Here is a 24469-nt window from a genome sequence, read left to right on the forward strand (position 1 = left end):
TCACGCCGATCGTTTGGTTTATATTTTATCGTTGAAATTCCGCTTGTCAAAGAAGGCGCAGCCGGCTGCGCTGGTTCGCACGAAATCGGCGTACGGTAAGCAGGCATGCAAGGATTATGGCAGCAACAACGATCGTCATAAAAAATAATACGAACAATTCACCTGTGCCGGGAATTGATTCATGATACGTAAATAATCTTTGTTCCCTCTGCAGCACGGCGAACCTCGAAATTTCAAGATACGCAAGATGGAATCCGATGGGGGCCCAAAGGCTGCGCGTAACGTTTCTTAGCAGCTGCAGCGTTGTTCCGAAACATAACAGGAGTATGACATATTCGGCGTTTATCAGGTTGCCCGTTTCTATGCCGCTAAGCAGCTGCAGGCACGCTACCGAAATTGGAACGAGCAGGAACATTCCCAGTTGACACAGGAAAGCCAAGGCGGCGTGGAGTTTTGATTTTAGCGTACCGTACACAAATCCTCTTAACACGGTTTCCTCCGGCAGCGCCTCGTAAAAAAATGCAAAAATGATATTGGTCGCAAGGCTCCCTGTGAATTGGGGAGAGGCATGCCATTGCGTTATGTTGATCCAGCCTTGCCAACCCGCAATGATAAATCCGAAGCTCGCAAGACCGATAGCAAGACCCGCTCCGGTTAAAAAATGGATGATTCCTTTTCGCAGGGAATTGGCAAAGATATCCTTCCAAGTTCCTCGAAGCAGCTTTGTTTGAATGCAGTAGACGGCTGCAAGGCTAATGGAGCTTATGATTCCTCCTTTACATAATTGGACGACGGTTTCATGAGTGCCTGCTGCCTCAAGCAGGCGGCCAGCCGCCGTTGCCGCATATAAGCCGACTGTCAGGGCCAGCCATCCCAGGATGACTGCCGCCATCCATGTTTTTGATCTTATGCCGGTATTTGATTTTTTTAATGATCTCATACGAAATTCCCTCCTTGGTGCCATTCTAAACCCTCTACTATAGGTTAGGGTCAAGGTTAGTTTTGTAGCGCCGCCCCTCAATATCCGATGTTTTGCTTTCAAAAGGCTTTCTTGCTTTTGGAGAAGTTGAATATGTCGTCGCAACACATTGTGAAAAAATGAACAAATTATGAACTTCATGCCCCCACCTATTGATTTGTGAAAAAAATCACAGTATACTGTAAATGTGAAATAAATCACAACAAAAAACAAGGATGATCATCCAAAATTTGAAATGAAAGTATCCCTTAACGTGAACAACTTCTGTAGATTAAACCATTTGGTTTTTCCCGAATACATTCCAAGGAGGAATATACGATGAGAATTGCAGTGATTGGATGTACCCATGCCGGAACGGCCGCGGTGGTTAACGCCGCCAAGCTTTACCCCGATGCCAGAATTACCGTTTATGAACGCAACGACAACATCTCGTTTTTATCTTGCGGCATCGCATTGTATGTAGGCGGCGTCGTGAAGGAACCGGAAGGCCTCTTTTATTCGTCGCCGCAGCAACTGGCCGATTTGGGCGTCGTGACCCGCATGCGCCATGAGGTTCTGTCGGTCGATACCGACGCGAAAACGATGCAGGTGCGCAACCTGCTGACCGGAGAGGAATTCAAGGATTGCTATGATAAATTGATTGTTACGACAGGTTCTTGGCCAGTCGTTCCGAAGCTTCCGGGCATGGAGCTGGGCAACATTCTGCTATGCAAAAACTATGAGCATTCGAACACGATTATCGAAAAAGCCAAACAGGCGAACCATATCACGGTCGTCGGCGCGGGCTACATCGGCGTAGAGCTTGTAGAGGCGTTTGAGCAAAGCGGGAAACGTGTGACGCTCATTGACAGCGCGGACCGGATTTTGAACCGGTATTTGGATGCCGAGTTCAGTGGACAGATCGAGGAGGCGTTCCGCGGCAAAGGCATCGAGCTGGCGCTCGGACAGACGGTGAAGGCTTTTGAAGGCAAGGAGGGAGCTGTCACCCGCGTCATCACCGACAAGGGCGAAATCGAAACCGACCTGGTCATTCTTTGCATCGGATTCCGCCCGAACACCGAACTGCTTAAAGGCCAGGTGGATATGCTGCCGAATGGCGCGATCATCGTGGATCAATATATGCAAACAAGCAAAAAGGATGTGTTTGCGGCCGGCGACAGCTGCGCGGTTCGCTACAATCCGACCGGCAAGGCGGCTTACATTCCGCTTGCTACCAATGCGGTGCGGATGGGGTTGCTGGTCGCGCGCAACCTGATGCGCCAAACGACGAAATATATGGGCACGCAGGGAACGTCGGGCCTCAAAATCTATGACCTCAACCTGGCTTCGACGGGACTAACCGAGGGAGCGGCTGCCGAAGAGAAAATGAATGCAGAGGCGGCTTTGGTCACCGACGCTTATCGTCCGGAGTTCATGCCTACGGCCGAAACGGTCATGCTGAAGGTCGTATTTGACAAAGAAACCCGCCGCTTGCTGGGGGCGCAAATTATGTCCAAGGTCGATCTCACCCAAGCGATGAACACCTTGTCGGTATGCATTCAGAACGGGATGACGATCGACGAGCTGGCCTTTGTCGATTTCTTCTTCCAGCCTCATTTCAACAAGCCTTGGAACTTTTTGAATACGGCAGGCATCGCCGCGCTTCCCAAGGTCACAGCAGAGGAGCTGCAGCACGCCTGACGCGGGTTATGCCGAAAAAAGGTCATCGGATCATCTTCAGGGATGACGCCGGTGACCTTTTTTGCTTCCTTAATTGAGCATCGGGGCGGCAAACCGTGTTAGGCGGGAGGGAAGCAGCGGATTCGGCCTTTACTCCTCGGCCTTTTTCTTCTCCTTGCCACCGAGCTGGAATCCGACCTGGCCGTCATGGCTGCCGACGTTGCCGCCGACATTGAAGCTGACGCCTTGACCGCCGCCTACTTGGGCGCCGGCATGAGCGCCAAGGCCATGATCGCCGCCGATTTGCGCTCCCGTGCTGAAGGCGGCGCCTTGGCCGCCGCCGAGCTGGCCTTTCACATGGGCGCCGATGCCGTGATCGCCCAAAACTTGAGCTTCGGTGTTCAGCCCAATGCCTTGCTGCAGCCCCGCATGGCCTTCGGCATGCACCTGGATGCCGTATTTGCCGCCGAGCTTGCTTTCGGTTTCAAACTGGAGCCCTTTTGTTTTGCCGTCGAGGCTAGCGCCGCCCTGCACGTTCAAGCCGTATTGCTCCGCGCCGACATGGCTGGCAACCTGGTTGCTTACTCCGTGTTTGTCTACCTGTGTCTCTGCCTGAAAACCGGCGCCATGTTTGCCTCCAACCTCGATGGCGGTGTTCATTTTCACGCCCGGCTGGCTTTTTTCGGCTTTGACGTTTTCGGCTTTGATGTTCTCAACCTTGATGTTTTCGACATTGACGCTCTCGGCATTGGCGTGATCGAATTTCTTTTCCTGCGTCGGCTGAAGCTTAATCTGAAAGCCTTTGGGCGTCGGTTCGACCCGGGTGGGGTCCATCGCCGAATAAGGCGCGTCATAAGCGATGCCGGGGTATGGAGCTGCCGGGAACGGCGCGTAAGCCGGATAGGCTGGATAGTCCGAATACCCCGGATACCCCGGATACCCCGGGAATCCACCCGTATAAGGAACTACCCGTTCCGGCAGCGGCCAGAAATAAGGCGAAGGCGCATATGGGCCGCGGAATGTATAGGCCATCGGATAATAGGGGAAAGGAACCGGATATATATGCTGGAAGCCGGGCCCGAAGGGATAGCTGCTAGTCGTCATGTAACAGAACCTCCAGATCTAATTTGATGATATAGCCTATTCATTCGGGCGAGAAATGACACATCTATTATGCTTTTGCTTGCGGAAGAAACGCCTTCCATAAAAAATAGGGGTCGATGAATACCGACGCAATCGTCGGTGCTGGAAAAAAGGGTTGTCAACGAGAGCCGGAATCTGCTTAAATCAAGTAAAAAAGGGTGATGACGAATGCCGCTAGTGGATATGCCCCTATCGGAGCTGAAAAAGTATCAAGGAATCAATCCCAAACCGCATGACTTCGATGCTTATTGGGAAAAAGCGCTCAAGGAGATGCGCTCCGTAGACCCGCAGGTCGAGCTGGTCCCGGCTGAATTCCAGCTTCCGTTCGCGGAATGCTTCCATTTGTATTTCACGGGTGTAAGCGGTGCCAGAGTGCACGCGAAATATGTAAGACCCAAAGGAACTGCCGAACCTCATCCGGCCGTGCTGCATTTTCACGGGTACACCGGACATAGCGGCGATTGGATGGACAAAATGGTCTATCCTGCGCTCGGGTTCTCGATCGCGTCGCTGGATGTTCGCGGGCAAGGAGGCCTCTCCGAGGATACCGGCGGTGTGTCCGGAAACACGCATCACGGCCACATTATCCGCGGGCTGGACAACGAGGACCCGCATCGGTTACTGTTCCGGGACGTCTTCCTGGATACGGCGCAGCTGGCTTCGATCGTCATGAACATGCCGGAGGTCGATGCGGATCGCGTGGGCGCTACGGGCTGGTCCCAGGGCGGGGCGCTTACAATCGCTTGCGCGGCGCTTGAACCGCGGATCAAAAAAGCGGCGCCGGTTTATCCGTTCCTGAGCGACTACCGCAGAACCTGGGAAATGGACTTGTGCAAACACGCTTATGAAGAGCTGGGGAAATATTTCCGCATGTTCGATCCGCAGCATCAGCGCGAGGACGAAATTTTTACGAAGCTGGGATATATCGATATCCAAAACCTGGCTCCGCGCATCAAGGCCGATTGCCTCGTCGGTGTTGGGCTGATGGATACCATTTGCCCGCCTTCCACGCAGTTTGCCGCCATCAACAAAATACCCGGGCCCGTTCAACTGGAGATTTTCCCGGACTTTGGACATGAGGGGCTGCCGGGGCTGAATGATAAGATCATTCAATTCATGAAAGACCTCTAAGATTCAATAAGGACGGAACCCTGGAATAATCCTCTTTTAGTAAACAAGAGAACTAAGACACCGTTAAAATCGGCTTAACCTTGTTGAACGAAGAGGATTTTTCATATCCCGGCTCTTAGAACAATCCTATATGACCGCGTACTTTGACAAGTGCCTCCACAAAATAATAATCCCCACAGATCATTTGGACTTTCACATGTTTGTTCGCTGGGTAAGATCAGGTCCCTTTGGTCATTTTCAGGAAAAATACTCGGGCGCAACTAAACTGTTCGGTTAAAGCTAATAAAGATTCGGAGGGAAAATATATTTTGGAATACGTAAATATATTTGCTGAGATAGTTTCTATTATGCATCAGGATTATGCAGGATATGAGGAGAAAAAAGGCTGGGATCATCCTGATTATTTTACCCAAAAAATAGAGTACCTTGAAACGAATGAATTAATGACGCCGCAACTGTTTACTGAAATTGTGAATGAATATCTTATTAGTTTCCAAGATCGTCATATGTATTTTCACTTACATCATTCAGAAAAGGTGGAAGCTAAAACTTGTGGTTTTTCCGTAAGGAATTACGAAGACACCTTATACGTAACAGAGGTTTCTGAAGAGAACAGATTTGGAAAAGGGGCAAAAATTGTTTCCATCGACGGACAATCCATTTCTTTGATAAGAACACTGCACCGTGAAATGCTTAGAGAATCTCATCCTGAGAGAGAAGAATGGGATGAAATCCTAAGCAAAGCTACGTATTTTGAGCTTATGAACGAGAATGAGGATTTGGTAAAACTGGACTTGAGACTATACAGACGAACTCCTAAAAAGTCAACTTATGCTATTGATTTTATCAATGAAAACACTTTATTATTAACCTTTTCTGATTTTGGAGATACCAATAGCATAGTGAATTTAATTGAAAAACATAAGGATGACCTGCTTGAAAGTAAAAATGTAATTGTTGATGTCCGGCGTAATAATGGAGGGAACTCTCATGCTTTTTCTTTATTAATGAGATATATCTTTAAAAAAGGAGAAAAACCAAGTTCTGAACCTAAAGTACGAGAATTTAATTGTTCTGACCGCAATGTGGAGCTATTTTTAGAACAGGCCGAGAAAATTCGAAGTTCAACAGATCATGAAGAAACGCTTAAAATGCTGGAGTTCGCTGAACATCAATTTAAAACATATCGAAATCAAGGATTTGTTGCTTTTGACTTTTCGGAATTTATTGCAGAATTAGAAAACAATTTCGAGGGAGAAAACAACCCGGAGAATGTAATTATATTATCTGACTGTTATTGTGCAAGTGCCGGAGAGGAATTTGTGGAGATGAGCAAGGAATCATCCAAAGTAACAATAGTAGGACGTGCCACCATGGGAATAAATGATTATAGCGACATCGTTTGTCTCAATTGGGACAACCGATTTTCTCTATGTTATCCAATGTCAAGACTTGAACAGAAAACGGAAATAGACCCGATACACGGAAAAGGAATTCAGCCACATATATATATAAAGTGGACGCCTAAACATATTGAAGAAGATATAGATTTACAGCAAGCATTGAAATTAATTAAAAGCTAAGGGCTGTTAATGACTACATTCACTTTTACAATTACGAAAGGCTGCAGGGAAAATTAAAAGGCCTTAGTCCAATGAAAAACAGGACAAAGGCCGCTTCACAGCTTTTAATATTTGTATTGTCTACTTGACGGGGGGGCAGTTCACATCTGTTGGATGATTTCGGGACAGCCCCTTCTTGTTATTTCGCCTGAGCAATCAAATCCCGCATCGGCCCCAAATCACGCGTCGCATCGTACGGATAACGGTTCAGCACCTGCAGCAGCAGTTTATGCAGCTTTCCGTTGTTGTCCGTTTTCTGCAAAAGTTCTTCCATCTGCGCAATCAGCTGCTTATACTCCTGAATACGATCGGGGCCGTACACCTCGAATTCAAAGAAGGAGTTGCCGAATACGGTGGCGCGCTTGATGCCCTGGAATTTCACGTACTTTGCCTGCCGGGGATCGAAGGCAATCGTATCCAGCGTGCCCTTGGAAGCGATCGTTCCGTCACCGCCGGACACATTGGTCCAGTTCGTTTTGTCCGTGGATACGAGCAGCTGGTATTTCTCCGCATAGGCGCCTTGCCATTTGATGATCACCTTGCTGATATCTTTGATGCCTCCAAGATCGACCAAAAACCAAGCGTCATCAACATATGCGCTGGACCATCTGGAGAGTGGAGACGTATCCCCGTCAACCGCTTTGTCGGAAGAGTAATACGGAAATTCGGTTTCGGACGACTCCGTGGCTTGATGAAGCGCCAAATTTTCGCCGCTCAGCAGCTCGATCGGCGTGTTGTAGATCATGACGTTATCCAGTACGCCCTTAAACGCATTTGTTTCGCTTCCGATCACGAGCGTCGGCAGGACGAGGGTGTTTAGTTTCGGCGCTTGTTCCTCCAGCCTTTCCACGTATTCGTCCAAATTCACGAATAATGTCACGCCTTTTTTGTCGCCCTTCAGCGTGATATGCGTCCACTTGCCTTCCGGAACCGCGTAGTTAAACGTGCTGTCGTAATGCTCCTTCGTGAATCCAAGCTTGCCGCTGCTGCCCTGCTTCAATTTCAGCGTTCCGGCCGGAGACTCCATCAATACAGCGTTATCGGGGTTGTCTTTGTCGGGTTTGATCCACATCGAAACCGTCCAGCCGAAACCTAAGGATTCAATCGGCGTTTGGATGTAGCTTTTCCCGCCGTTCAGTCGCACGCCTTTCCCGTATTTTCCATCGGTCATATCGACGTTGACGCCTTTGCCGTCAAAGCGGTTGCCGGATTCGTCCTTGAATTTGTTTTCAAAAAGATACGAAATGACTTTGTTCTCATCGTTGCTTACGGTGATTTTATGGGACATGTCGGCGTTTGGCGCATCGGCTATCGCCTTCGCCCGCTGCTCGAATTTGTGGAAGGAGCGGTCGTCCCGCGTTCCGGTCCACATTTTCTCCGAGACCGCTTGAATGCCCGGAAGCAAACGTTCATGCGAATCGTCCATCGACAGGCCGTTGGCCTCGGACACGTCGTTCCATAAGCAGAACATGCCGCCTTTGACGCGCGGATGGCCGTAAGGAAGCGTCGTCGTTTCCCACTTGATCGGCTCCCACTCATTGTAGATGAACTGGGAATTCAAATAGTCGCCGTATAGGGCAGGGACGATATACATGTATACGTTTTGGGCGTTGATAACGTCGTAGCCGAGATCCACCGCCTGCTGCGGAGAACCGTACGGTTCGTGCCATATAGTCATGGTGGCGTCGGTACTGACCGGCGTCGTGCCGTTATGTTGCGTAAGTTCCCCCCATAATTGCGGATGTTTGCCTTTGCTGTTGATATGCTTGATCAGCGTATCCATGTATCCGCGAAACACTTCGGAATTCCCGCCGTATTCGTCCGTGCCGATGTTGACGTCCGGACCAATAAACGTTGGATCATTCCCGTCCAAATATTCATCCCATAAAGATTTAACGAACTGAACGGTTTCCGGCTTGGTAATATCGAGTCCCCGGTCATTTCCAAGCGCCGGATTGTAGGAAGTGAATGCTCGGGAATGTCCCGGCGTATCGATCTCCGGAATGACGTTGACGCCGTATTCCATGCCCAGCAGCTGCAGATCCTTGAATTCCTGCTTCGTATAATGGCCGTTTGGACTCGCCAGCCCCGGATAGGTAGTGCTTTCGAGCCGGAAAGCGGCCGTCGTGCCGTCCGCGAACGGCGTGCCGACATCATCGTTCAGATGGATTTGGAACGTGTTCATTTTGTACCAGGACAACAATTTTACGTAACTGCGGAGAAAATCGATCGTATAAAACTTGCGCGCGACGTCGATCATCAGTCCGCGCTGCGCGTATTTCGGATAATCCATGGCTTCGCCCTTCGGAATAGTCCGGTCAGGATGCTGCTTGATAATTTGCAGCGCGGTTCTTGTGCCGTAAAACGTTCCTTTGGCGGACACGGAAGAGATCGAAACGTAATCTCCGACCTTGAACCGATTGCCTTCTTCGCCGAGCCGCGTCAGGGATGGATCGATGGACAAATACAAATCGCCGGCCTTCGCTTTGCCGGTCACGACTTTGAGATCGTATCCGGTCACATCGAGCAAATCCTCGCGGGTCAGCTCGGCGGCATTCCGCAAAGCGGATTCATCCTGCGGATTCACGACGATACGCGAAGACTTCTTTAGCGTAAACCGTCCGGTGTCCCCGTACCATTCCTGCAGGGACGGAATGACGTCCGGTTCGGCGTTCCGGTCCGGAGACTGCTTATGCAGTCCCGGCACAACTACCGGAATGCTCCCCGAAAGCAGGCTCCGGTTCGGATCTTTCCCGTCTTCCACTTGTACGATGAGATTGACTTTGGCATCCACCAGCGGCGTGCGGATTTGGCCGTCCAGGTCGATGACAGGTTGGCGGTCGCTTCCATACAGACTGACTTGATAACCCTCGGGCACACCCGCCGCCGACCAGTCGAGCTTCGTTTGTCCGGGCTGGATCGTTAATGCCGCAGAGACCTTGTCGATAATCGTTTGCAAATCATGTAATTGGTAAACCTCGAACTCATAAAAGGAATATCCGTACAGCGTGCCTTCGACGGGAGCCCGCTTGCCCCCTTGGAACTTCACGTACCTGGCTTGGCGTACAGAGAAGTCGATCGTTTCGGCACCGCCTTTGCATGTTATGATACCGTCATTTTCCTTGACGTTCTCCCAGCTTTCGCCGTCGACCGATACGAGGATTTTATAAGAGTCGGCAGGGGTTTGCCAACGGATTACGACGCGGTCGATTTCCTGGGGTTCGCCGAGATCGACGTAAAACCATTGATCATCCTGCAAGGCGGATGACCATCTTGTGTTTCCTTTTCCGTCTACGGCCAACTCCGGATTCAGATAATCGACTTCGTTGCCGGAAGCGAAAACGGGTTTGTGAAGCGCCAGATTGGTTCCGCTGAATGCGGATGCCGCGTTGAGGCCGGCTTCATCATCCTGCGGTCCGTTCGGGGGCGCCCCGGCATCCTGGCCATACACGGCATCGGTGACGCTTGGAGGCTTTTGGCCATTTTCTTCCCCGGCTTGGGACGGGAGGTCCTTTGACCCCATAGCGGAAATCATCATCATGTTCTGAGCTTCGGGCTTCGCGAGCGCGGCTGCCGGTTGAACGGCAGGCACCAGCATGACGGCGGCGGCCAGCAGCGATGAAAAGGCTTTCATTTTGGTTTTCTTCATTTGTCCCTCCATAATGGTTTTGTTTGATGGAAAAGCCATACACAGCAAAACTTGCAGGGAATGATTTTTCATGATGAAAAAACTGGATGATAAATCCACTTTTATGTTATAACGCGGTTGGTTTAACCAGCAATATACAGTTGATGACATTCGCCCATTTTTTTCGTTTTTATGAAAATTTGATAAGGAGATTCCGTTTTGCTCCGGAATGCATGACACCAAGTCTAGTGGCACATAAAGAGTTTTAAGCAAGGGAGGTAAAATCCCCCTTCCGTTGAATAAGATAAAACAAGTTATTTTACGGTATGGGGGGAGTCGCGCATGCAGCGCAAATGGGTCAATTCGCCGTACACCTTTGCCCTCGGCATGTTCGCCATGATGGTGCCTAGCCAGGCGTTCAGCTCGTATTACAGCTTTTTTTATGTGGAGAAGCTTGGTCTCGGCATCGGACTGGCAACGCTTGCCCGCACCATTTTTCTCGTTTGGGATGCCGTCAACAACCCGCTGTTCGGGCATTGGTCGGACCGCACCCATACCCGGCTCGGCAGGCGGCGTCCATGGATCTTCGGCGCCATGCCGCTGTTCATGCTGACGTTTATTATGGTGTTTTCGCCGCCGGGAGGGCTGTCGCAGAACGGCTTGTTTACCTGGTTTTTGACGGCCCTGGTCCTGTTTGAAGCCGTTTCGACGGTGCTGTGGGTCAATTACGGGGCGCTGTTCCCCGAGCTGTATCACGGCGATCGTTTGCGCGCCAAAGCTTCCGCCATCCAGCAAAGCTTTCAGGTCGTTGCGCTGCTGATCGGCTCGGCGCTGACGCCAACCATATTTAACGCGCTCAATTTTTCCAATATGTCGATCATCTACGCCTTTGTGTTCGGCATCGCCATGCTGATTTGCGTGCTGGGCGTAAGAGAGCGCGAGGAATATAGCGCCGGCGAACCGCTAAAGCTGGTGGCGGCGTTTCGGGAGACGCTCGGCAACAAAAAGTTTTGGCTTTTTAACATTTCGAATTCGTTTGCCCAAACGGTCAACGGCTTGATCAGTTCGATCATTCCGTTTTACGCGAAATATGTCCTGAAAATCGGCGACGAACAAGTGACGCTCCTGATGGCTGCCGTGTTCGTATCAGTCATTCCGCTCGTATTCGTATGGTACTGGATCTGCCGCAAACTGGACGGGGTGAAGGTGTGGAGGTTATCACTGGCCGTATATGCCGTTTCCGTACTGCCGCTTTGGTTCGGGTTCAACCTGATCAGCGGGGTGTTAGCGGGCATCGCCGTCGGTTTCGGTCTGGCGGGCTTTTTGGTCACGCCTGCCATGGTTACCGGGCGGATCATCGATGAAGACGCGGCAAAAACGGGGCTGCGCAGGGAAGGGATTTACACCGCCGTTGCCGGGTTTATTACCCGGTCCAGCGGATTGATCTCGGCGCTGGCATTTTTGGTCGTAGGGCTGTTTTTCGGCTATGAAAGCGGCGATAGACCGGGGCCGAATCCGGAAATGACGTTCCGCGTGCTGATCAGCGCGGTGCCGTTTTGCCTGCTGCTGATCTCGATTTTGATATCGCTGCTGACCCGGTTTGAATTTACGACACATCGGAGAGGGGATGTAACGCATGGGGAAAAAACTCATCCTCAACTGTGATGATTTCGGGCAAAGCCCTGCCCTGAACCGGGCGATTATGGCCTTGCTCGAAGAGAGGAAGGTGTCTTCCGCGACGATCATGACGGTCGCTCCCGGCTTTGAAGAAGCGGCTGCCTGGACCGCCAAGCGGCGTCAGTCCAACGTGGGGCTGCACCTGACGATGACAAGCGAATTCGAGGCGCTGCGCTGGCGCAGCCTGACGGGCGACCCGTCGCTGCATGACGACAGCGGATATCAATACCGCACCGTGAAGGAGTTCGAGCAGGGCGCGGCCACGAGGGCGGTCATGAAAGAAATCGACGCGCAGTACGAGCTGGCGCGGAAGGCCGGCATTGCGGTCAGCCATGCCGACAATCACATGGGGAGCCTGTACGGCATGGAGACCGGGCGCAGCCTGCTTCCGCAGACATTGTGGAAGGTATCGCGCTGGAAGCTGCCGATGCGTTTTTTTCGCCATATTGACAAGGAAGACCCGCTGCTCGGTTCCCTGAAAAACATCGAACGGCCGGTGGCTCAGGTCGTCGCCTTGGCCGACACCTTTGGCGTGCCGATTCCCGACTACTTGCTGTCGCATCCTTTCGGAGTCGAGGACGGTGAAACGTACGACAGCTTTAAGCAATCGATGATCGCCAAGCTGTACCGGCTGCCGGAAGGCGTGTGCGAAACGTACATTCACCCCGGCGTCCCGGATCCCTGGATGCAGGAACATATCCCGAATTACGAAAAAAGAGTGTGGGAGTACCGCCTGCCTTTCGACGACGACTTTGCTTATGCCCTCCGCGATGCCGATGTCGAGTTAACCGATTACCGGTACGTTCAGGAGCATTTGAAACGCCCGCGCATTCGTTCCGGGTTGAAGCTTGTAAGGCTGCTGCGATGAAGCGGGCGATACCGGTTTGTCCTATACGGAATCCATTTTGTATCGTGGTTGTTATTCGGGATTTTGGCCGATTGGGTCTTGCACGATATAGGCGAAATGACAGCCCGCCGCTGAGGCGGGTTTCTTTTGGTGTAAAAACTAAGGAGGATGCCGGCGCATCCTCCTTCCAGCTACAAAGCGCCCGGAAACCGCAGCGAAATCACCGCGCCGCCCCTGCGGGCGTTGTCCGCCCGGATCAGGCCGCCGCACCGCTCGACGATCGCGCGGGAGATGGCAAGGCCCAGGCCGGATTCGCCGTCTTTGCCTTTCACGAAACGATGGAACAGATAGGGCAGCAGGTCCTCCGGGATGCCCGGCCCGTCATCGCTGACGCGGATCACGATTTGTCCCTCGCGTGTCTCGGCATGAATGCCAATATGCTGCCGCGCATAACGCGCCGCATTGGAGACGACGTTCAGCATGGCCTGCAGCAGCTTGTCGCGGTCTGCCCGTAACGGTGTGGTTTGCAGCTCCCCATACTCCATATGCAGGGTGACGCCCTTTTTGACAAGCAGCGGGTTCATCCGTTCCACCGTCTCCGTCAGCAGCTCCCGTACGCAAATTTCCTCTTCTTTGAACACATCCTCTTCGCTGTCCAGCTTGGCCAGCAGCGTCATTTCGGTCACGAGCTTTTTGAGGCGGGCGCTTTCATTCAAGATAATATCCAGCCCTTTGCGGACGTTTTCCCCTTCAAACACGCCGTCGCGGATACCCTCGGCATAACCGGAAATAGACATCAGCGGCGTTTTTAATTCATGGGACGCGTTTTGGAAAAACTGCTTCTGCACTTGGTTAAAACGGTTCAGCTCCTTGGCCATGTCGCAGACCGATTTGGCGACCGAGCCGATCTCCCCTCCGGCCTTGATAAAGGTCACGTCCGCGAAGCGGCGTTCCTTGACCTTGCTCAGCTCATCGCGAAGCCGGATCAGCGGCTTGATGAACTTTTTCGTAATAAAAAGGCTGAAGATAAGCATGGCGAGCCCCGCCGCGCCAAAAATGATCAGCAGCCGCTTGAGCAGGGCCTGTTCGATCGTGCGGATTTTGCTCATCGGCGTATACAGCGTCAATTTGCCTTGGGGCGTCAGTTGATCGACCGTAATGTAGTTTTTGTCGCTGCCGTCGCTGATTTTCTGCACGCTGATAGCTTCCGCGTTCGTCACCGCCGCCGCCAGCGGTTTCATGTTTTTGATGTCATCGGATGAAGGAGACATCGCGATGATGCTGCCCGTATCGTCGGTCAGGATGGCGCTGATGCCTGCTTTTGAAGCCGAAATCGGCAAGGCAGGGGATATGCTTTTGGTCATAGGGATCGCTTCCTGCCTTAAAGTATCGGTCATTTCCACGCTCATCGCCTGCAAATCATCTTTTTGCGCGCCGATCAGATGATCCAGCAGCACATAATGAAGGACGAATCCGGCAACGGTAAGCACCAACACCAGCGCGATGCCGAAAGCAAGATTGATTTGGTGGACGAGTTTCATTGGGATGGATCGCCTCCTTCATATCTCATTCGGTAGCCGTGACCCCACACCGCCTCGATGGGAAGTCGGCCGATTTTTTTGCGCACCCGTTTGATCAAATGGTCTACGGCGCGGTCGCTGCCGAAATAATCCTCGCCCCATACAAAGTTGAGCAAATCGTCTCTCGTAAAGGCGCGGTTCGGGTTTTCGGCGAAAACCTGCAGCATGGCAAACTCTTTGCTGGTCAGATCCACTTCTTCGCCAGCCCAAAAAGCGCGTCGCTCCTCCGGCAGCAGCTGCAAGTTTCCCAGCTCGATCCGGACGGGAGAAGATGACGGCTGCCCTTCCGGACCGTTCAGCTTGTACCAGCGCTGCAGCTGTCTTTTGATGCGGGCGACCAGTTCGCGCGGGCTGAACGGCTTGACCATATAGTCGTCGCTGCCGAGCTCGAGGCCCAGAATTTTATCGACTTCATTGTCCCTTGCGGAAATCATGATGATCGGCACCTCCGCTTCACTGCGGATGCGTCTGCAAAACTCATATCCGTCCATGCCGGGCAGCATGATATCGAGTACCCACAAATCGGGCGGACTGCTCCGCCACAGCTCCCACGCCTCTTCGGCGCTGCCCAGCCCGACGGTGCGGTAGTTTTCCTTTTGCAAAAAAGCCTCCACCAAAAGGCGTATATTCGTATCGTCATCCACGACGGCGATGGTATATTGGTTATTCATGTTCAGATCCTCCTGTTTCTCTTCATCCAGTATACCAACGCGCAGACCTCCGATGGAAAATGCCATCGTTTTTCCACAAATCCACCAACGGCTTGACACACACGCCTTTTACACTGGGATCTGCAAGCGTCGATGGGCATGAAAGACAAGCGGATGATCGGTCTCAAGCGAAGGAGGAAACACGGTGGCAAAAGATGCATGGAATCCGGATCGGAAAATAGGTGCGGCTCTCAAAAAGACATGCCGGATGACCGGTCTGATGCTGCTGTGCTGGTGCGTGTTTTTCGCCTGCTCGGAAGCCGCGATGCTGGCCTATGACGTGATATGGAAGCGGTTCGGCGGATAGCCCGTGATCGCGTTTCGTCTCAAAAGTTTCGGCCGGTACTGGATATTCCGTAACTACCCGGGACCTTGCAAACCAATTCGAAGGAGAGATTGACGATGAAAATGCAAAACATACTTAAGAAAACGGCCATGTCCGCCGTTATGTTGTCCGCGGTTGCCGCCCCGGCGATCACCCACGCCGACAACGGGCCGAAAACCGAAACGACTGCAGTGAAAATTCAAGCCGTTGCGGCTACGTTAGGCGGCGATGATCAATCGCAAAAAATCGTCATTTCCAAAATGACCGATCCGTTAGAGCTTGCCAAGCAATATGCTCCCGAAACGGTGGAAGACTGGCAAAAGACGCTGGAGCAGTTCAAAAAAGCCCTTGTTCCGGCAGACATCAAAGCAGTCAAAATCGAAAAGCTGTCCGCAGCGGATGAAGCCGGGGAAACGGCAGGGGAATTTGAACCGGCAGTTACGATGAGCAAGCCGGTGATAAAAGCGATTGAAGTATTCAAAATGGAAGACGCGGGAGAAAAGCCGGCTTCGCTTCAGGCGGCGGTTCCGATGGAAAAGCTCACCACCGCCATCAAAGAAGTTGAAAACGGAAACGTCGCTTTTGAAGCGGCCATTCCTGCCGTCAAGCTGAACGAGTCGTCAGAAGATCCGAAGGCAGTTTCGAAGGAAAATGCGGAGTTCGGCACCCTGGCCGTTACGATGGTGGCCGCGGAGGCCAAAGAAGCCGCCCCCGCTTTCCCGAAAGCCTGGGACGCTTTGGCCAAAGCCGAAGAATCCAAAGATGCCGACGCCATCCGGGCAGCGCTGGCCGACCTGCTGAAGCAGTTCAAGCAGGCGATCGCGGCGCAGGAAGCGGCGGCGAAGTAAGACTTTGTGAAACCACTCAATAGATAATACATGTTGTAACTCACTCAAGGAGATCGCAAAAAACCCCTGGCTTGGCCTTCACGGCGCAGCAGGGGTCTTTGCGCTTTTATCCGGCTGTCATAAATTTGGTTTTTCATAACGATGCGGATCGAGTATGCTAAAAGAACGAGGTTGATCCAAGGAGGAAAAATAAATGAGCGGCAGCACAACACTGACTGAAGCATTCGAGAAGGCGGCCTACCCGCTGGGTGGCCACGGACCGCGCGATGTTGAGGTGCTCCGGCAAGCTTTTGAAGAAGTTCCGGGCTCCATGAGCAGCGATATGTATGGCAAGGGGAAAGCGATTGAGGATTTTCAGAGCAAGATGGCGTCCTATCTGGGCAAGGAGGCTGCGGTATTTTTTCCGAGCGGGACGATGGCCCAGCAAATCGCGCTCCGCATATGGTGCGACGAGAAAGGGCTGAAGCGCGTAGCCTACCATCCGCTTTGCCATTTGGAAATCCATGAACAGGACGGGATGAAGGAGCTTCATCATATTGAAGCGGTTCTGCTCGCGGACAAAGAACGGTTGATTACGCTGGATGACGTGCGGCAGCTGGAAGGCGAGATTTCCTGCCTGCTTCTGGAGCTGCCGCAGCGCGAAATCGGCGGCCAACTGCCGCCGTACGAGGAACTTGAGGCGATCTCGGCCTATTGCCGGGAAAAGGGGATCAGATTGCATTTGGACGGTGCAAGACTATTCGAGATTACGCCGTATTACAACAAATCGGCCGCGGAAATTTGCACGTTGTTCGACAGCGTGTACGTTTCCTTTTATAAAGGGATCGGCGGCATCGCGGGAGCGATTTTGGCGGGTGACGCCTCGTTTACGGAGCAATCGAAAATTTGGAAAAGACGCCACGGCGGCGATCTGATCAGCTTGTATCCGTATATCGTCAGCTCGGAATATTATTTCGACCGGCGGATCGGCAACATGAAGCGGTATTACGAGGAAGCGAAGGAGCTTGCTGCCCTGTACAATGCTTGTGGGGGCGTGTCTACCCGGCCGGAAGTGCCGGTATCGAATATGTTCCATGTGCATTTCAAGCTGCCGGAGGCGAAAGTTGCCCCGATCCTGACGAATGTCGCCGAGACTACGGGGGTTGGGTTATCCTCGTGGCTTCGCGAAACGGAAGCGGGGGCGTGTTACTTTGAGATCAGCATCGGGGATCGGTATGGGAACGTGCCGAAGGAAAAAATCGAAGAAGCTTTCCGGTTGTTGGGAGAGCGGATGGAAGAAGCGATGAAATAGTCCGACATGAACTTTGGGCAGCCTTGGCCAATGATGGCCGGGGCTGCTTGCGACGACGATTCAAAGCGATACAGCATTGTACCGGCAGATTTAAAAAATGGATGAGATCGAAACGGGTACGCTTGATTTTCTTAAGCAGCACAACCTGAATGCAGTGGAAGACATTTGGCTTCACCGAACGGAAGTAAAATAGCGGAAACCCCGTCCTTCGGACGCGGGTTTCTTTGCTTTTTCCAAGGCGGCATTTTTTGATAGCGTTTACATCTTGTCGAATGTCAAGTAATATATCAAACAAATGTCGAAATATTCCATTCTCTTTTTCGATAAAAATTAAAACGCTTAAAGCGGGGTGATCCTGTGAAACAATGGCTGGGGAAATCGCTGAAACATAAGCTTTCGCTGCTGATCATCATGACGACGCTCGTTCCGCTGCTGTTTCTCGGTTTGTTTTCGTACAAAACGGCGGAAGGGTTAACCGAAGAAAAAGCCAAGAGCTCGGGGATGAACACGCTCCGGCAGGTGGAAGTATACCTCAGCACGATGGTGAAGGACGTGGAAAACATGTCGTTGTTCCTGATCGGCCATAACGGGGTGCAAAACTACTTAAAAACGCCGGAAAGCGATTTGCTGCAGCAAACCACGATTATCAATTTTCTTACGAATTTGGCTTTCTCCAAAGATTACGTTGCGAATATCATCATCGAGCCGCTGGGAACCAAACCCCCGATTTCCCACAAATCGATCGCAGGTTCGGACTTCACGGACATTACGGCGACGATCCCCGATTATTACGAGCAGCATCCGAAGTGGTGGTCCGGCGTCCACCGGCAGTGGACGTTTGAAGGGGCGCGCAAAGTGATCACGCTCGCAAGGCCGATTCGCAGCACGGATAAATACAAGCTGATCGGCAAGGTCCAGATCAATTTGGATCAGGGGGTCATAACCCGGCAGATCAGGCAGGCGGCGCTGGAAGAGGGCGGGTTCGTCCTGCTGCTGGATGACAAAAACCGGATTATCGCAGGGCCGGATGAGATGGAGACGAATGTACCGCTCTCCGTCTACTACCCGAATATGGGCTCTTTCCAAGGAGAAAGCGGCTTTTTGGATTACGGGTCTGGCGCCGGGAAGAAAACGGTGCTTTATAACACCTTGTCCAGCGTAAACTGGAAACTGGTCGGCATCATCCCGACGGAGGCATACCGATCGCAGAACCATTACTTCCTGATTTTAACGGCCGTTGCCGTCAGCGTCGCGATGTTGTTTGTCATCTTTTTTGTCGTGTTTTTGATCCAAAAGATTACGAAGCCGCTGTCCGCGCTGACCGCCTTTTTGAAAAGCGCCAGCCCGGAGGAGCCCCTGCCTGCCATTCCCGTGAAATCAATCGATGAAGTGGGGCAGCTGATCGTCAGCTACAACAGGCTCAGCTCCCGGATCGTAAAGCTGACCGATGAGGTCAAACGCAATGAATCGCTGAAAAAGGAAGCGGATATGCAGGCGCTGCAGCTGCAGATCAATCCGCATTTCCTCTACAATACGCTTTCTTCCATCCACTGGCTCGCCTTGATGAACGGGGACGCCAAAATCGCCGACATGGTCGGTTCGCTCAGCGATTTTCTCCGGTTCAGCCTGAACAACGGCCAGGAATACTGTCAGGTCGGGCAGGAAATGATGCATGTCCGCCATTACGTCAACATCCAGTCCATCCGTTACCCGGAGAAATTCGTTTTTTATGCCCATGTGGACGAACAGGTTCAGGAAAAGCTGATGCTGAAGCTCCTGCTGCAGCCGCTCGTCGAAAACGCCATGCTGCACGGCATTTTAAAGCGGGAAGGCTCGGGGGAAATATCCGTCCGCATCGTAAACGGCCCGCAGGGCATGCATTTTTCCGTATCGGATAACGGGCTGGGCATTCCGGCCGAACGGCTTGACCAGCTGCGCCGTCAGCTAATGGAAGCGCCCGGGGAGAACCCGCAGCCTGTCCGCAAAGGAGGTTACGGGCTTCGCAACGTTCAACACCGGCTGGTGCTGCATTACGGGAAGGAGGCGGGGCTGCATATTGAAAGCCTCGAAGGCGCCGGCACGACGATAACGTTCGCCATTCCGTACGTGGAAGATTCAATTTGCTTGGAGCCTGCGAGTTTTACGGTGAACCCAGATTCACATGACGGAAAGGGGAGAAGCTCATGAAAGTGCTCATCGTAGACGATGAAGTCATTATCCGCACGGGCCTTTGCAGGGTGATCGATTGGGAGCAAAACGGCTTTACCATTTTGGAACCGGCGTCATCGGCCGAGGAAGCGATGCGGCGAATCCCGGCGGAGCGCCCGGAGATTGTTTTCACGGATATCCGCATGACCGGCAAAAGCGGCCTGGATCTGATCCGCGAAACCAAAACCAATTGCCCGGATACCGAATGGATCGTCATTTCCGGTTATGATGAGTTTTCCTACGCCCAGCAGGCGATCCGTGAAGGGGTCAGCGAATATTTGCTGAAAACGAGCCGGCCGGACGAGATCGTACGCGCAGCGCTGCGGGCGAAGGAGAGGCTTGCGGAGCGGAGGAAAAGGGAAGAGCTTGGCAGGGAAAAGGACCGCCTTTTGAACCGGAGCTTTCTCGGGCGGCTGCTTGCGGCATCCTCCGAGCCGGATGAAGAGGAGGTCCGCGAGCTGTACGAACGATACCCGCGGCTGCGGCCTGCCGACGGTCAACGGCTGCAAGTATGGCTGATTTCGGCTGCGGACGGCGTCCCCGGTTCCGGGAATCCCCATCCCCGGGATGCGCTGTACGCTGCGCTGGGCGATTGGCTCATGCAAAAGCTGCCTTGCGAATGGCTGCCTTGGAACAGCTCTTTGCTGCTGCTCGTTCTTATTCGGGTTGATTGTCCAGGCAAAAGGCCGATGGAGGCCCTGCTGCGAAATGCGGAAACCGAACTCGGCTGCACGTTGTTTGCCGCCTGCGGACAGGCGGTAGGCGGCGCGCATATTCTGCGGGAAGCGCTGGAAACGGCGGAAACGGCCCGATCCTATGCCTGGCTGCTTCAAGACCGGCGGATCATCCGGCATGAGGACATTCATGCCCGCAAAGGCTGCCGCGGCATTTGCACCCAAGGGGAGGAAGCGGAGCTTGCGTCGTTGCTGAAATCCGGGGACGAGTCTGCCTTAAACGACTGGATCATGCAGCGGCTGGAGGAGCTGCGGCGCAACGGGGAGGCCACGCCGGCCACGGCGGCGGCGTATCTGCAATCCCTGCTTCTTGCGGGGCATCGCTGGCTGGAGCGGGCCGCGGCTTCGATCGGGTACGCCGGCCAGTTGACCGATATGGAAGGCAGCAGCCGAATGACGCTTGCCGCGGATCCGCAGCCGGAGCTGTTCCGCCGCTTGAAATCGATCATGGATGAGTACAGGCTGATCGTTTCGGATACGACTCCCGCAGAACGTGCGGCGACGTATATCCGGGAGCATTTGGAAGAAAACCTTTCTTTGGCGCAGGTCGCGAGGCATGTGCATATGAATCCGAATTATTTCAGCGAAGTGTTCAAACGGGAAACGGGGCAAAATTACATCGAATTCGTGACGGAGGCAAGGCTGCAAAAGGCGATGGAGCTCCTCCGGGAAACCCCTGCCAAAATCAGCGAGGTGGCCAAGCGGATCGGGTACGAGGACATTAAATATTTCAACCGTTTGTTTAAGCGGTTTACGGGCCAGACGCCTTCGGAATATCGGGACAACAGCTGAAAATATTCCCCGTATCGGCTGAATTCTGTCCCCTGTGTCCGGTCATGCCTTCCTCTTATACTGATGGTAATCGACGCTGCGGCGAAGGTTGGGGGCTCAGTCTAAGGCATAAGTCCGCCCTATGCCGCAAACCTAAGGAGGATCGACCGATGAAACCAGTACGGAAATTAAGCATTGTTTTGCTGCTGATGACATTGATTTTGGCGGCGTGCGGAGAAAGCGGCGGCCAGAAGGCAAGCCCGTCCGAAGGCGGCAAAGGCTCGGGCGAAAAGGTCAAGCTCAGCATCTGGCATAATTTTTCCGGCGACGACCTTCGCGCCAAAACGGTCCGAGGCATCATCGACCAGTTTGCCAAGGACAACCCGAACGTGGAGCTGGATGCCCAGGCCATCCCGCCGGACGGCTACCGCCAGCGTCTGAGCACCGTGGCCGCCGGCAACGAGCTGCCGGACATCTTTTTCGTTTATGCCGGAAGCCAATCGGCGGAGCTGTTCAGAGCCGGACTTTTGCAACCGATTACAGAAATCGCGGACCAGCATAAGGACTGGAAGGAAAAGTTTCTGCCCGGCGCTTTTGAACCCTACCAATTCGAGCCGAACCAGATTTACAGCGCCCCGATCGGCATGTCCGCGACTTCGATTTTGTACTATAACACCACTCTCTTTCAAAAATACAACGTGAAGGTGCCGGAAACCTGGGACGAGCTGATGACGGCGGTGAAAGTGTTCAACGAAAACAAGATCACCCCGATCGCTCTGGGCAATAAAGCCCCATGGGTCGCGCAGTCGACGATTTTGGGCACTTTGGCGGACCATGTGACCGGCACGGAATGGTTCAGAAACGCGGCCGCCCAAAAAGGCGCCAAGTTTACCGATCCGGAGTTCGTGAAGGCCCTCGGCTACTTCAAGCAGCTGGTCGACAGCAAAGCTTTCCAGGATGGCGCGAACAGCATCGACAATACGCAGGCAGAGCAATATTTCGTCCAGGGCAATGCAGCGATGATGATCAGCGGTGCCTGGACGCTCACCAATCTTGCGGCTTCCGCCAGCGAAGAGCAGCTGAAGAATATCGACGTGACCGTCATGCCGGCGATACCGGGCGGAAAAGGCGAAGCGAAGACCATCTCCGGCGGAGCGGGCGGCGGCATGGCGTTAAGCAAACGGACGGAAGGGGCGGCCAAAGAGGCGGCACTCAAGCTCATTTACGCCATCAGCGGCCCGGAAGCCCAAAAAGCCATCGCGGAGAGCAACTCCATGGTCATGTACGACACGGATATCGACCAGTCCAAGGTCAGCTCCCTGTATTACAAAGCGTTTAACCTGGTGAAAAAAACGGCGATCACGCCGGTATATGACGCGTATTTATCGGCGGATGCCGCCGAGGTCATCAACAACGGGCTGCAGGAAATCATGACGGGCGCTTCGCCGGAAAACATCGCCAAAAAGCTGCAGGAGGCGCAGGCCAGATCGGTGACCCCGTAAAGGGAGGACGGACCGAAGCACAAGGAGGGAGAACGCTATGTCAACCGCGCTAAGAAGCAAAGGTTTTATCGCCCTTGCCCTGCTGCCTGCCCTGATCTTGTTTTTGATCTTCGTCATCGTTCCGATTTTCTGGTCGGCTTATTACGGATTTTTCGAATGGAAAGGGCTCGGATCGGCCAAATTCATCGGGTTTGGCAATTACAACGAAATCATTCACGACCGGATTTTCTGGAACGCGCTGCTGAACAACCTGCTGCTGGTCGCGTCGGCGATCGTCGGGCAAATTCCGGTTGCGCTGCTGCTGGCGCTCGTGCTGCGCCGCAACACATTATTTTCGAAGTTTATCCGTTCCGCGGTTTTTATGCCGATGGTGCTTTCCACCGTCGTTGTCGGCCTCATTTGGGGTTATATCTATCACCCGCAGTTCGGCCTGGCCAACTTTGTCCTAAAGGCGGTCGGGCTCGAGTCGTGGACCCGGGCCTGGCTGTCCGAGCCGCATATCAACATGCTGGCGATCACGGTGCCGATCAACTGGAGCAACATCGGGCCGTATATGGTCATCTATATCGCCGCGCTGCAAAATATCCCTTCCGAAATCGGCGACGCGGCCGCCATCGACGGGGCCAAAGGCTGGCGCAAGCTGATTTCGGTGACCTTGCCCATGATCTGGAGCACGGTCGTCGTTACGCTCGTCTTGTGCATTTCCGGCAGCCTGAAAGCCTTCGACCATGTCATCGTTATGACCAACGGCGGGCCTGCGCATTCGACGGAGCTGCTCGCGACGTACATGTACAACAATACCTTTCACGTCTACAGGTACGGGTACGGTTCGGCCGTATCCACGGTCATTATGCTGGTCAGCGCCATACTCATTGCCGTGAATTATGCCGTGACAAGACGCAGAAATGGATAGGGAAAGGAGTGGGGACATGGAGATGGCAGCCGGCGGGCGCCGGAAAACAGGGGAACGCGGATGGGCGCGGAAAGGCTTGTCAGGGTTCGGCAGGCTGATTTTGACCGCATACGCGGCGCTCACCCTGTACCCTTTGTATTGGTTGTTTATTAGCGCATTCAAGACAAACGAGGATTTTTTCAGGCATCCTTACGCTTTGCCTCACGTGTGGATGAAGGAGAACATGGTTCGGGCGTGGGAGCTGGGGAAGATGGGACGGGCGATGATGAATTCGGGGCTCGTGACCGTCAGTGCCGTCATCTTGACCCTTTTGCTCGGCATACTGGCGGGGTATGTGCTGTCCCGGTTCGAATTCCGGCTCAAGAAGCTGGTGATGGGGTTATTCCTGATCGGGATGCTTATCCCGATTCACAGCACGCTCGTCCCGCTTTTTCTTATGATGAAAAACATCGGCCTGCTGGATACGTACGGCGCCTTGATTCTGCCGTATACGGCGTTCGAGCTGCCGATTACGGTGTTTTTGGCGATCGGGTTCATGGCATCCATACCGCGCGAGATTGAGGAGGCCGCCATGATCGACGGAAGCGGCTGGTGGCGGATTTTCGGACGGATCATTTTCCCGCTGTGCACGCCGATCGTCGCCACGATCTCCATCCTCGCCTTTTTAAGGTTTTGGAACGATTTTTCCTTCGCGCTCGTATTTATCAATTCGCAGTCGCTCAAAACGCTGCCGCTCAGCCTGTCCCTGTTCTCCGACGGCTTCGGCACGGATTACGGCCTGACGATGGGCGCGATGGCGATCGCGGTCATTCCGACCATCGTGATCTATTTAATAATGCAGGAGCGGATCATGAAAGGCATGGTAGCGGGTTCGATCAAGGGTTGACCGGGTTTGGAGATT

Annotated in this window: 18 protein-coding genes and 1 pseudogene; 14 read left to right on the plus strand and 5 right to left on the minus strand. The window is 53.1% G+C overall.

From position 1 onward, the window contains the following. Nucleotides 1–46: 46 nt before the first annotated feature. Nucleotides 47–940, minus strand: a complete 894-nt coding sequence (locus tag RJP21_RS00905; protein ID WP_310857694.1) for a CPBP family glutamic-type intramembrane protease — start codon at nucleotides 938–940, stop codon at nucleotides 47–49. Between the two features lie 357 nt (nucleotides 941–1297). On the opposite strand from RJP21_RS00905, the gene RJP21_RS00910 reads away from it, so the two are divergent. Further along, entirely contained in the window at nucleotides 1298–2659 is a 1362-nt protein-coding gene (locus RJP21_RS00910) for an FAD-dependent oxidoreductase (RefSeq protein ID WP_310857695.1), read from the plus strand. A 129-nt stretch (nucleotides 2660–2788) separates the two neighbouring features. On the opposite strand, the gene RJP21_RS00915 is transcribed toward RJP21_RS00910, so the two are convergent. Continuing rightward, nucleotides 2789–3742, minus strand: coding sequence for a hypothetical protein (locus tag RJP21_RS00915; protein ID WP_310857696.1), 954 nt, complete (start codon nucleotides 3740–3742; stop codon nucleotides 2789–2791). A 207-nt stretch (nucleotides 3743–3949) separates the two neighbouring features. Between RJP21_RS00915 and RJP21_RS00920 the strand changes: the two genes are divergently transcribed. The 3 genes and pseudogenes from RJP21_RS00920 to RJP21_RS00930 form a co-directional block, all read left to right on the plus strand. Next, nucleotides 3950–4912 carry an acetylxylan esterase gene (locus RJP21_RS00920; RefSeq protein ID WP_310857697.1) on the plus strand — a complete coding sequence of 321 codons (963 nt, stop codon included), beginning with the start codon at nucleotides 3950–3952 and terminating at the stop codon, nucleotides 4910–4912. 308 nt (nucleotides 4913–5220) lie between these two features. Beyond that, nucleotides 5221–6495 (plus strand): S41 family peptidase, encoded by a 1275-nt coding sequence (locus RJP21_RS00925; RefSeq protein ID WP_310857698.1) that lies wholly within the window; start codon nucleotides 5221–5223, stop codon nucleotides 6493–6495. Nucleotides 6496–6506: 11 nt separating this feature from the next. Then, nucleotides 6507–6623: pseudogene (locus RJP21_RS00930) on the plus strand (IS3 family transposase); the annotation flags it as partial. Between the two features lie 50 nt (nucleotides 6624–6673). Here the strand turns inward: RJP21_RS00930 and RJP21_RS00935 are convergent. Next, a complete protein-coding gene (locus RJP21_RS00935) occupies nucleotides 6674–10183 on the minus strand; it encodes a galactose-binding domain-containing protein (protein ID WP_310857699.1) in 3510 nt (1169 codons plus the stop codon). Nucleotides 10184–10504: 321 nt separating this feature from the next. Here RJP21_RS00935 and RJP21_RS00940 point away from each other — a divergent pair, with 321 nt between their 5' ends. After that, the gene (locus tag RJP21_RS00940) at nucleotides 10505–11827 is read left to right on the plus strand and encodes an MFS transporter (RefSeq protein ID WP_310857700.1); all 1323 of its coding nucleotides are present in this window, start codon (nucleotides 10505–10507) and stop codon (nucleotides 11825–11827) included. Next, nucleotides 11799–12707 carry a polysaccharide deacetylase family protein gene (locus tag RJP21_RS00945; RefSeq protein WP_310857701.1) on the plus strand — a complete coding sequence of 303 codons (909 nt, stop codon included), beginning with the start codon at nucleotides 11799–11801 and terminating at the stop codon, nucleotides 12705–12707. Before RJP21_RS00940 ends, RJP21_RS00945 begins: the two co-directional genes overlap by 29 nt. A gap of 170 nt (nucleotides 12708–12877) precedes the next feature. Here the strand turns inward: RJP21_RS00945 and RJP21_RS00950 are convergent, their stop codons facing one another. After that, entirely contained in the window at nucleotides 12878–14227 is a 1350-nt protein-coding gene (locus tag RJP21_RS00950) for a sensor histidine kinase (RefSeq protein ID WP_310857702.1), read from the minus strand. Next, a complete protein-coding gene (locus RJP21_RS00955) occupies nucleotides 14224–14937 on the minus strand; it encodes a response regulator transcription factor (RefSeq protein WP_310857703.1) in 714 nt (237 codons plus the stop codon). The genes RJP21_RS00950 and RJP21_RS00955 overlap by 4 nt, the downstream gene beginning before the upstream one ends. Before the next feature lie 184 nt (nucleotides 14938–15121). Between RJP21_RS00955 and RJP21_RS00960 the strand changes: the two genes are divergently transcribed. From RJP21_RS00960 to RJP21_RS00995, 8 genes are all read left to right on the plus strand, one after another. Further along, a complete protein-coding gene (locus RJP21_RS00960; RefSeq protein WP_310857704.1) occupies nucleotides 15122–15283 on the plus strand; it encodes a hypothetical protein in 162 nt (53 codons plus the stop codon). Nucleotides 15284–15378: 95 nt separating this feature from the next. Continuing rightward, a complete protein-coding gene (locus tag RJP21_RS00965; protein WP_310857705.1) occupies nucleotides 15379–16149 on the plus strand; it encodes a hypothetical protein in 771 nt (256 codons plus the stop codon). 193 nt (nucleotides 16150–16342) lie between these two features. Beyond that, nucleotides 16343–17440 carry a threonine aldolase family protein gene (locus RJP21_RS00970; protein WP_310857706.1) on the plus strand — a complete coding sequence of 366 codons (1098 nt, stop codon included), beginning with the start codon at nucleotides 16343–16345 and terminating at the stop codon, nucleotides 17438–17440. 357 nt (nucleotides 17441–17797) lie between these two features. After that, a complete protein-coding gene (locus RJP21_RS00975; protein ID WP_310857707.1) occupies nucleotides 17798–19627 on the plus strand; it encodes a cache domain-containing sensor histidine kinase in 1830 nt (609 codons plus the stop codon). After that, nucleotides 19624–21174 (plus strand): response regulator transcription factor, encoded by a 1551-nt coding sequence (locus RJP21_RS00980; protein WP_310857708.1) that lies wholly within the window; start codon nucleotides 19624–19626, stop codon nucleotides 21172–21174. Before RJP21_RS00975 ends, RJP21_RS00980 begins: the two co-directional genes overlap by 4 nt. A 149-nt stretch (nucleotides 21175–21323) precedes the next feature. Next, entirely contained in the window at nucleotides 21324–22655 is a 1332-nt protein-coding gene (locus RJP21_RS00985) for an extracellular solute-binding protein (RefSeq protein ID WP_310857709.1), read from the plus strand. 37 nt (nucleotides 22656–22692) lie between these two features. Further along, complete coding sequence (locus tag RJP21_RS00990; RefSeq protein WP_310857710.1) at nucleotides 22693–23568, plus strand: carbohydrate ABC transporter permease; 876 nt, start codon at nucleotides 22693–22695, stop codon at nucleotides 23566–23568. 16 nt (nucleotides 23569–23584) lie between these two features. After that, the gene (locus RJP21_RS00995; protein WP_310857711.1) at nucleotides 23585–24454 is read left to right on the plus strand and encodes a carbohydrate ABC transporter permease; all 870 of its coding nucleotides are present in this window, start codon (nucleotides 23585–23587) and stop codon (nucleotides 24452–24454) included. Nucleotides 24455–24469: the final 15 nt, after the last annotated feature.

It is taken from the genome of Paenibacillus sp. VCA1, assembly GCF_031583795.1.
Taxonomy (GTDB): Bacteria; Bacillota; Bacilli; order Paenibacillales; family Paenibacillaceae; genus Paenibacillus_AQ; species Paenibacillus_AQ albilobatus.

Excerpts from the sequence above, each read along its gene's own strand:
- RJP21_RS00905 (WP_310857694.1), bottom strand. The coding sequence starts at position 940 with ATGAGATCATTAAAAAAATCAAATACCGGCATAAGATCAAAAACATGG.
- RJP21_RS00910 (WP_310857695.1), top strand. The coding sequence starts at position 1,298 with ATGAGAATTGCAGTGATTGGATGTACCCATGCCGGAACGGCCGCGGTG.
- RJP21_RS00915 (WP_310857696.1), bottom strand. The coding sequence starts at position 3,742 with ATGACGACTAGCAGCTATCCCTTCGGGCCCGGCTTCCAGCATATATAT.
- RJP21_RS00920 (WP_310857697.1), top strand. The coding sequence starts at position 3,950 with ATGCCGCTAGTGGATATGCCCCTATCGGAGCTGAAAAAGTATCAAGGA.
- RJP21_RS00935 (WP_310857699.1), bottom strand. The coding sequence starts at position 10,183 with ATGAAGAAAACCAAAATGAAAGCCTTTTCATCGCTGCTGGCCGCCGCC.
- RJP21_RS00940 (WP_310857700.1), top strand. The coding sequence starts at position 10,505 with ATGCAGCGCAAATGGGTCAATTCGCCGTACACCTTTGCCCTCGGCATG.
- RJP21_RS00945 (WP_310857701.1), top strand. The coding sequence starts at position 11,799 with ATGGGGAAAAAACTCATCCTCAACTGTGATGATTTCGGGCAAAGCCCT.
- RJP21_RS00950 (WP_310857702.1), bottom strand. The coding sequence starts at position 14,227 with ATGAAACTCGTCCACCAAATCAATCTTGCTTTCGGCATCGCGCTGGTG.
- RJP21_RS00955 (WP_310857703.1), bottom strand. The coding sequence starts at position 14,937 with ATGAATAACCAATATACCATCGCCGTCGTGGATGACGATACGAATATA.
- RJP21_RS00965 (WP_310857705.1), top strand. The coding sequence starts at position 15,379 with ATGAAAATGCAAAACATACTTAAGAAAACGGCCATGTCCGCCGTTATG.
- RJP21_RS00970 (WP_310857706.1), top strand. The coding sequence starts at position 16,343 with ATGAGCGGCAGCACAACACTGACTGAAGCATTCGAGAAGGCGGCCTAC.
- RJP21_RS00980 (WP_310857708.1), top strand. The coding sequence starts at position 19,624 with ATGAAAGTGCTCATCGTAGACGATGAAGTCATTATCCGCACGGGCCTT.
- RJP21_RS00985 (WP_310857709.1), top strand. The coding sequence starts at position 21,324 with ATGAAACCAGTACGGAAATTAAGCATTGTTTTGCTGCTGATGACATTG.
- RJP21_RS00990 (WP_310857710.1), top strand. The coding sequence starts at position 22,693 with ATGTCAACCGCGCTAAGAAGCAAAGGTTTTATCGCCCTTGCCCTGCTG.
- RJP21_RS00995 (WP_310857711.1), top strand. The coding sequence starts at position 23,585 with ATGGAGATGGCAGCCGGCGGGCGCCGGAAAACAGGGGAACGCGGATGG.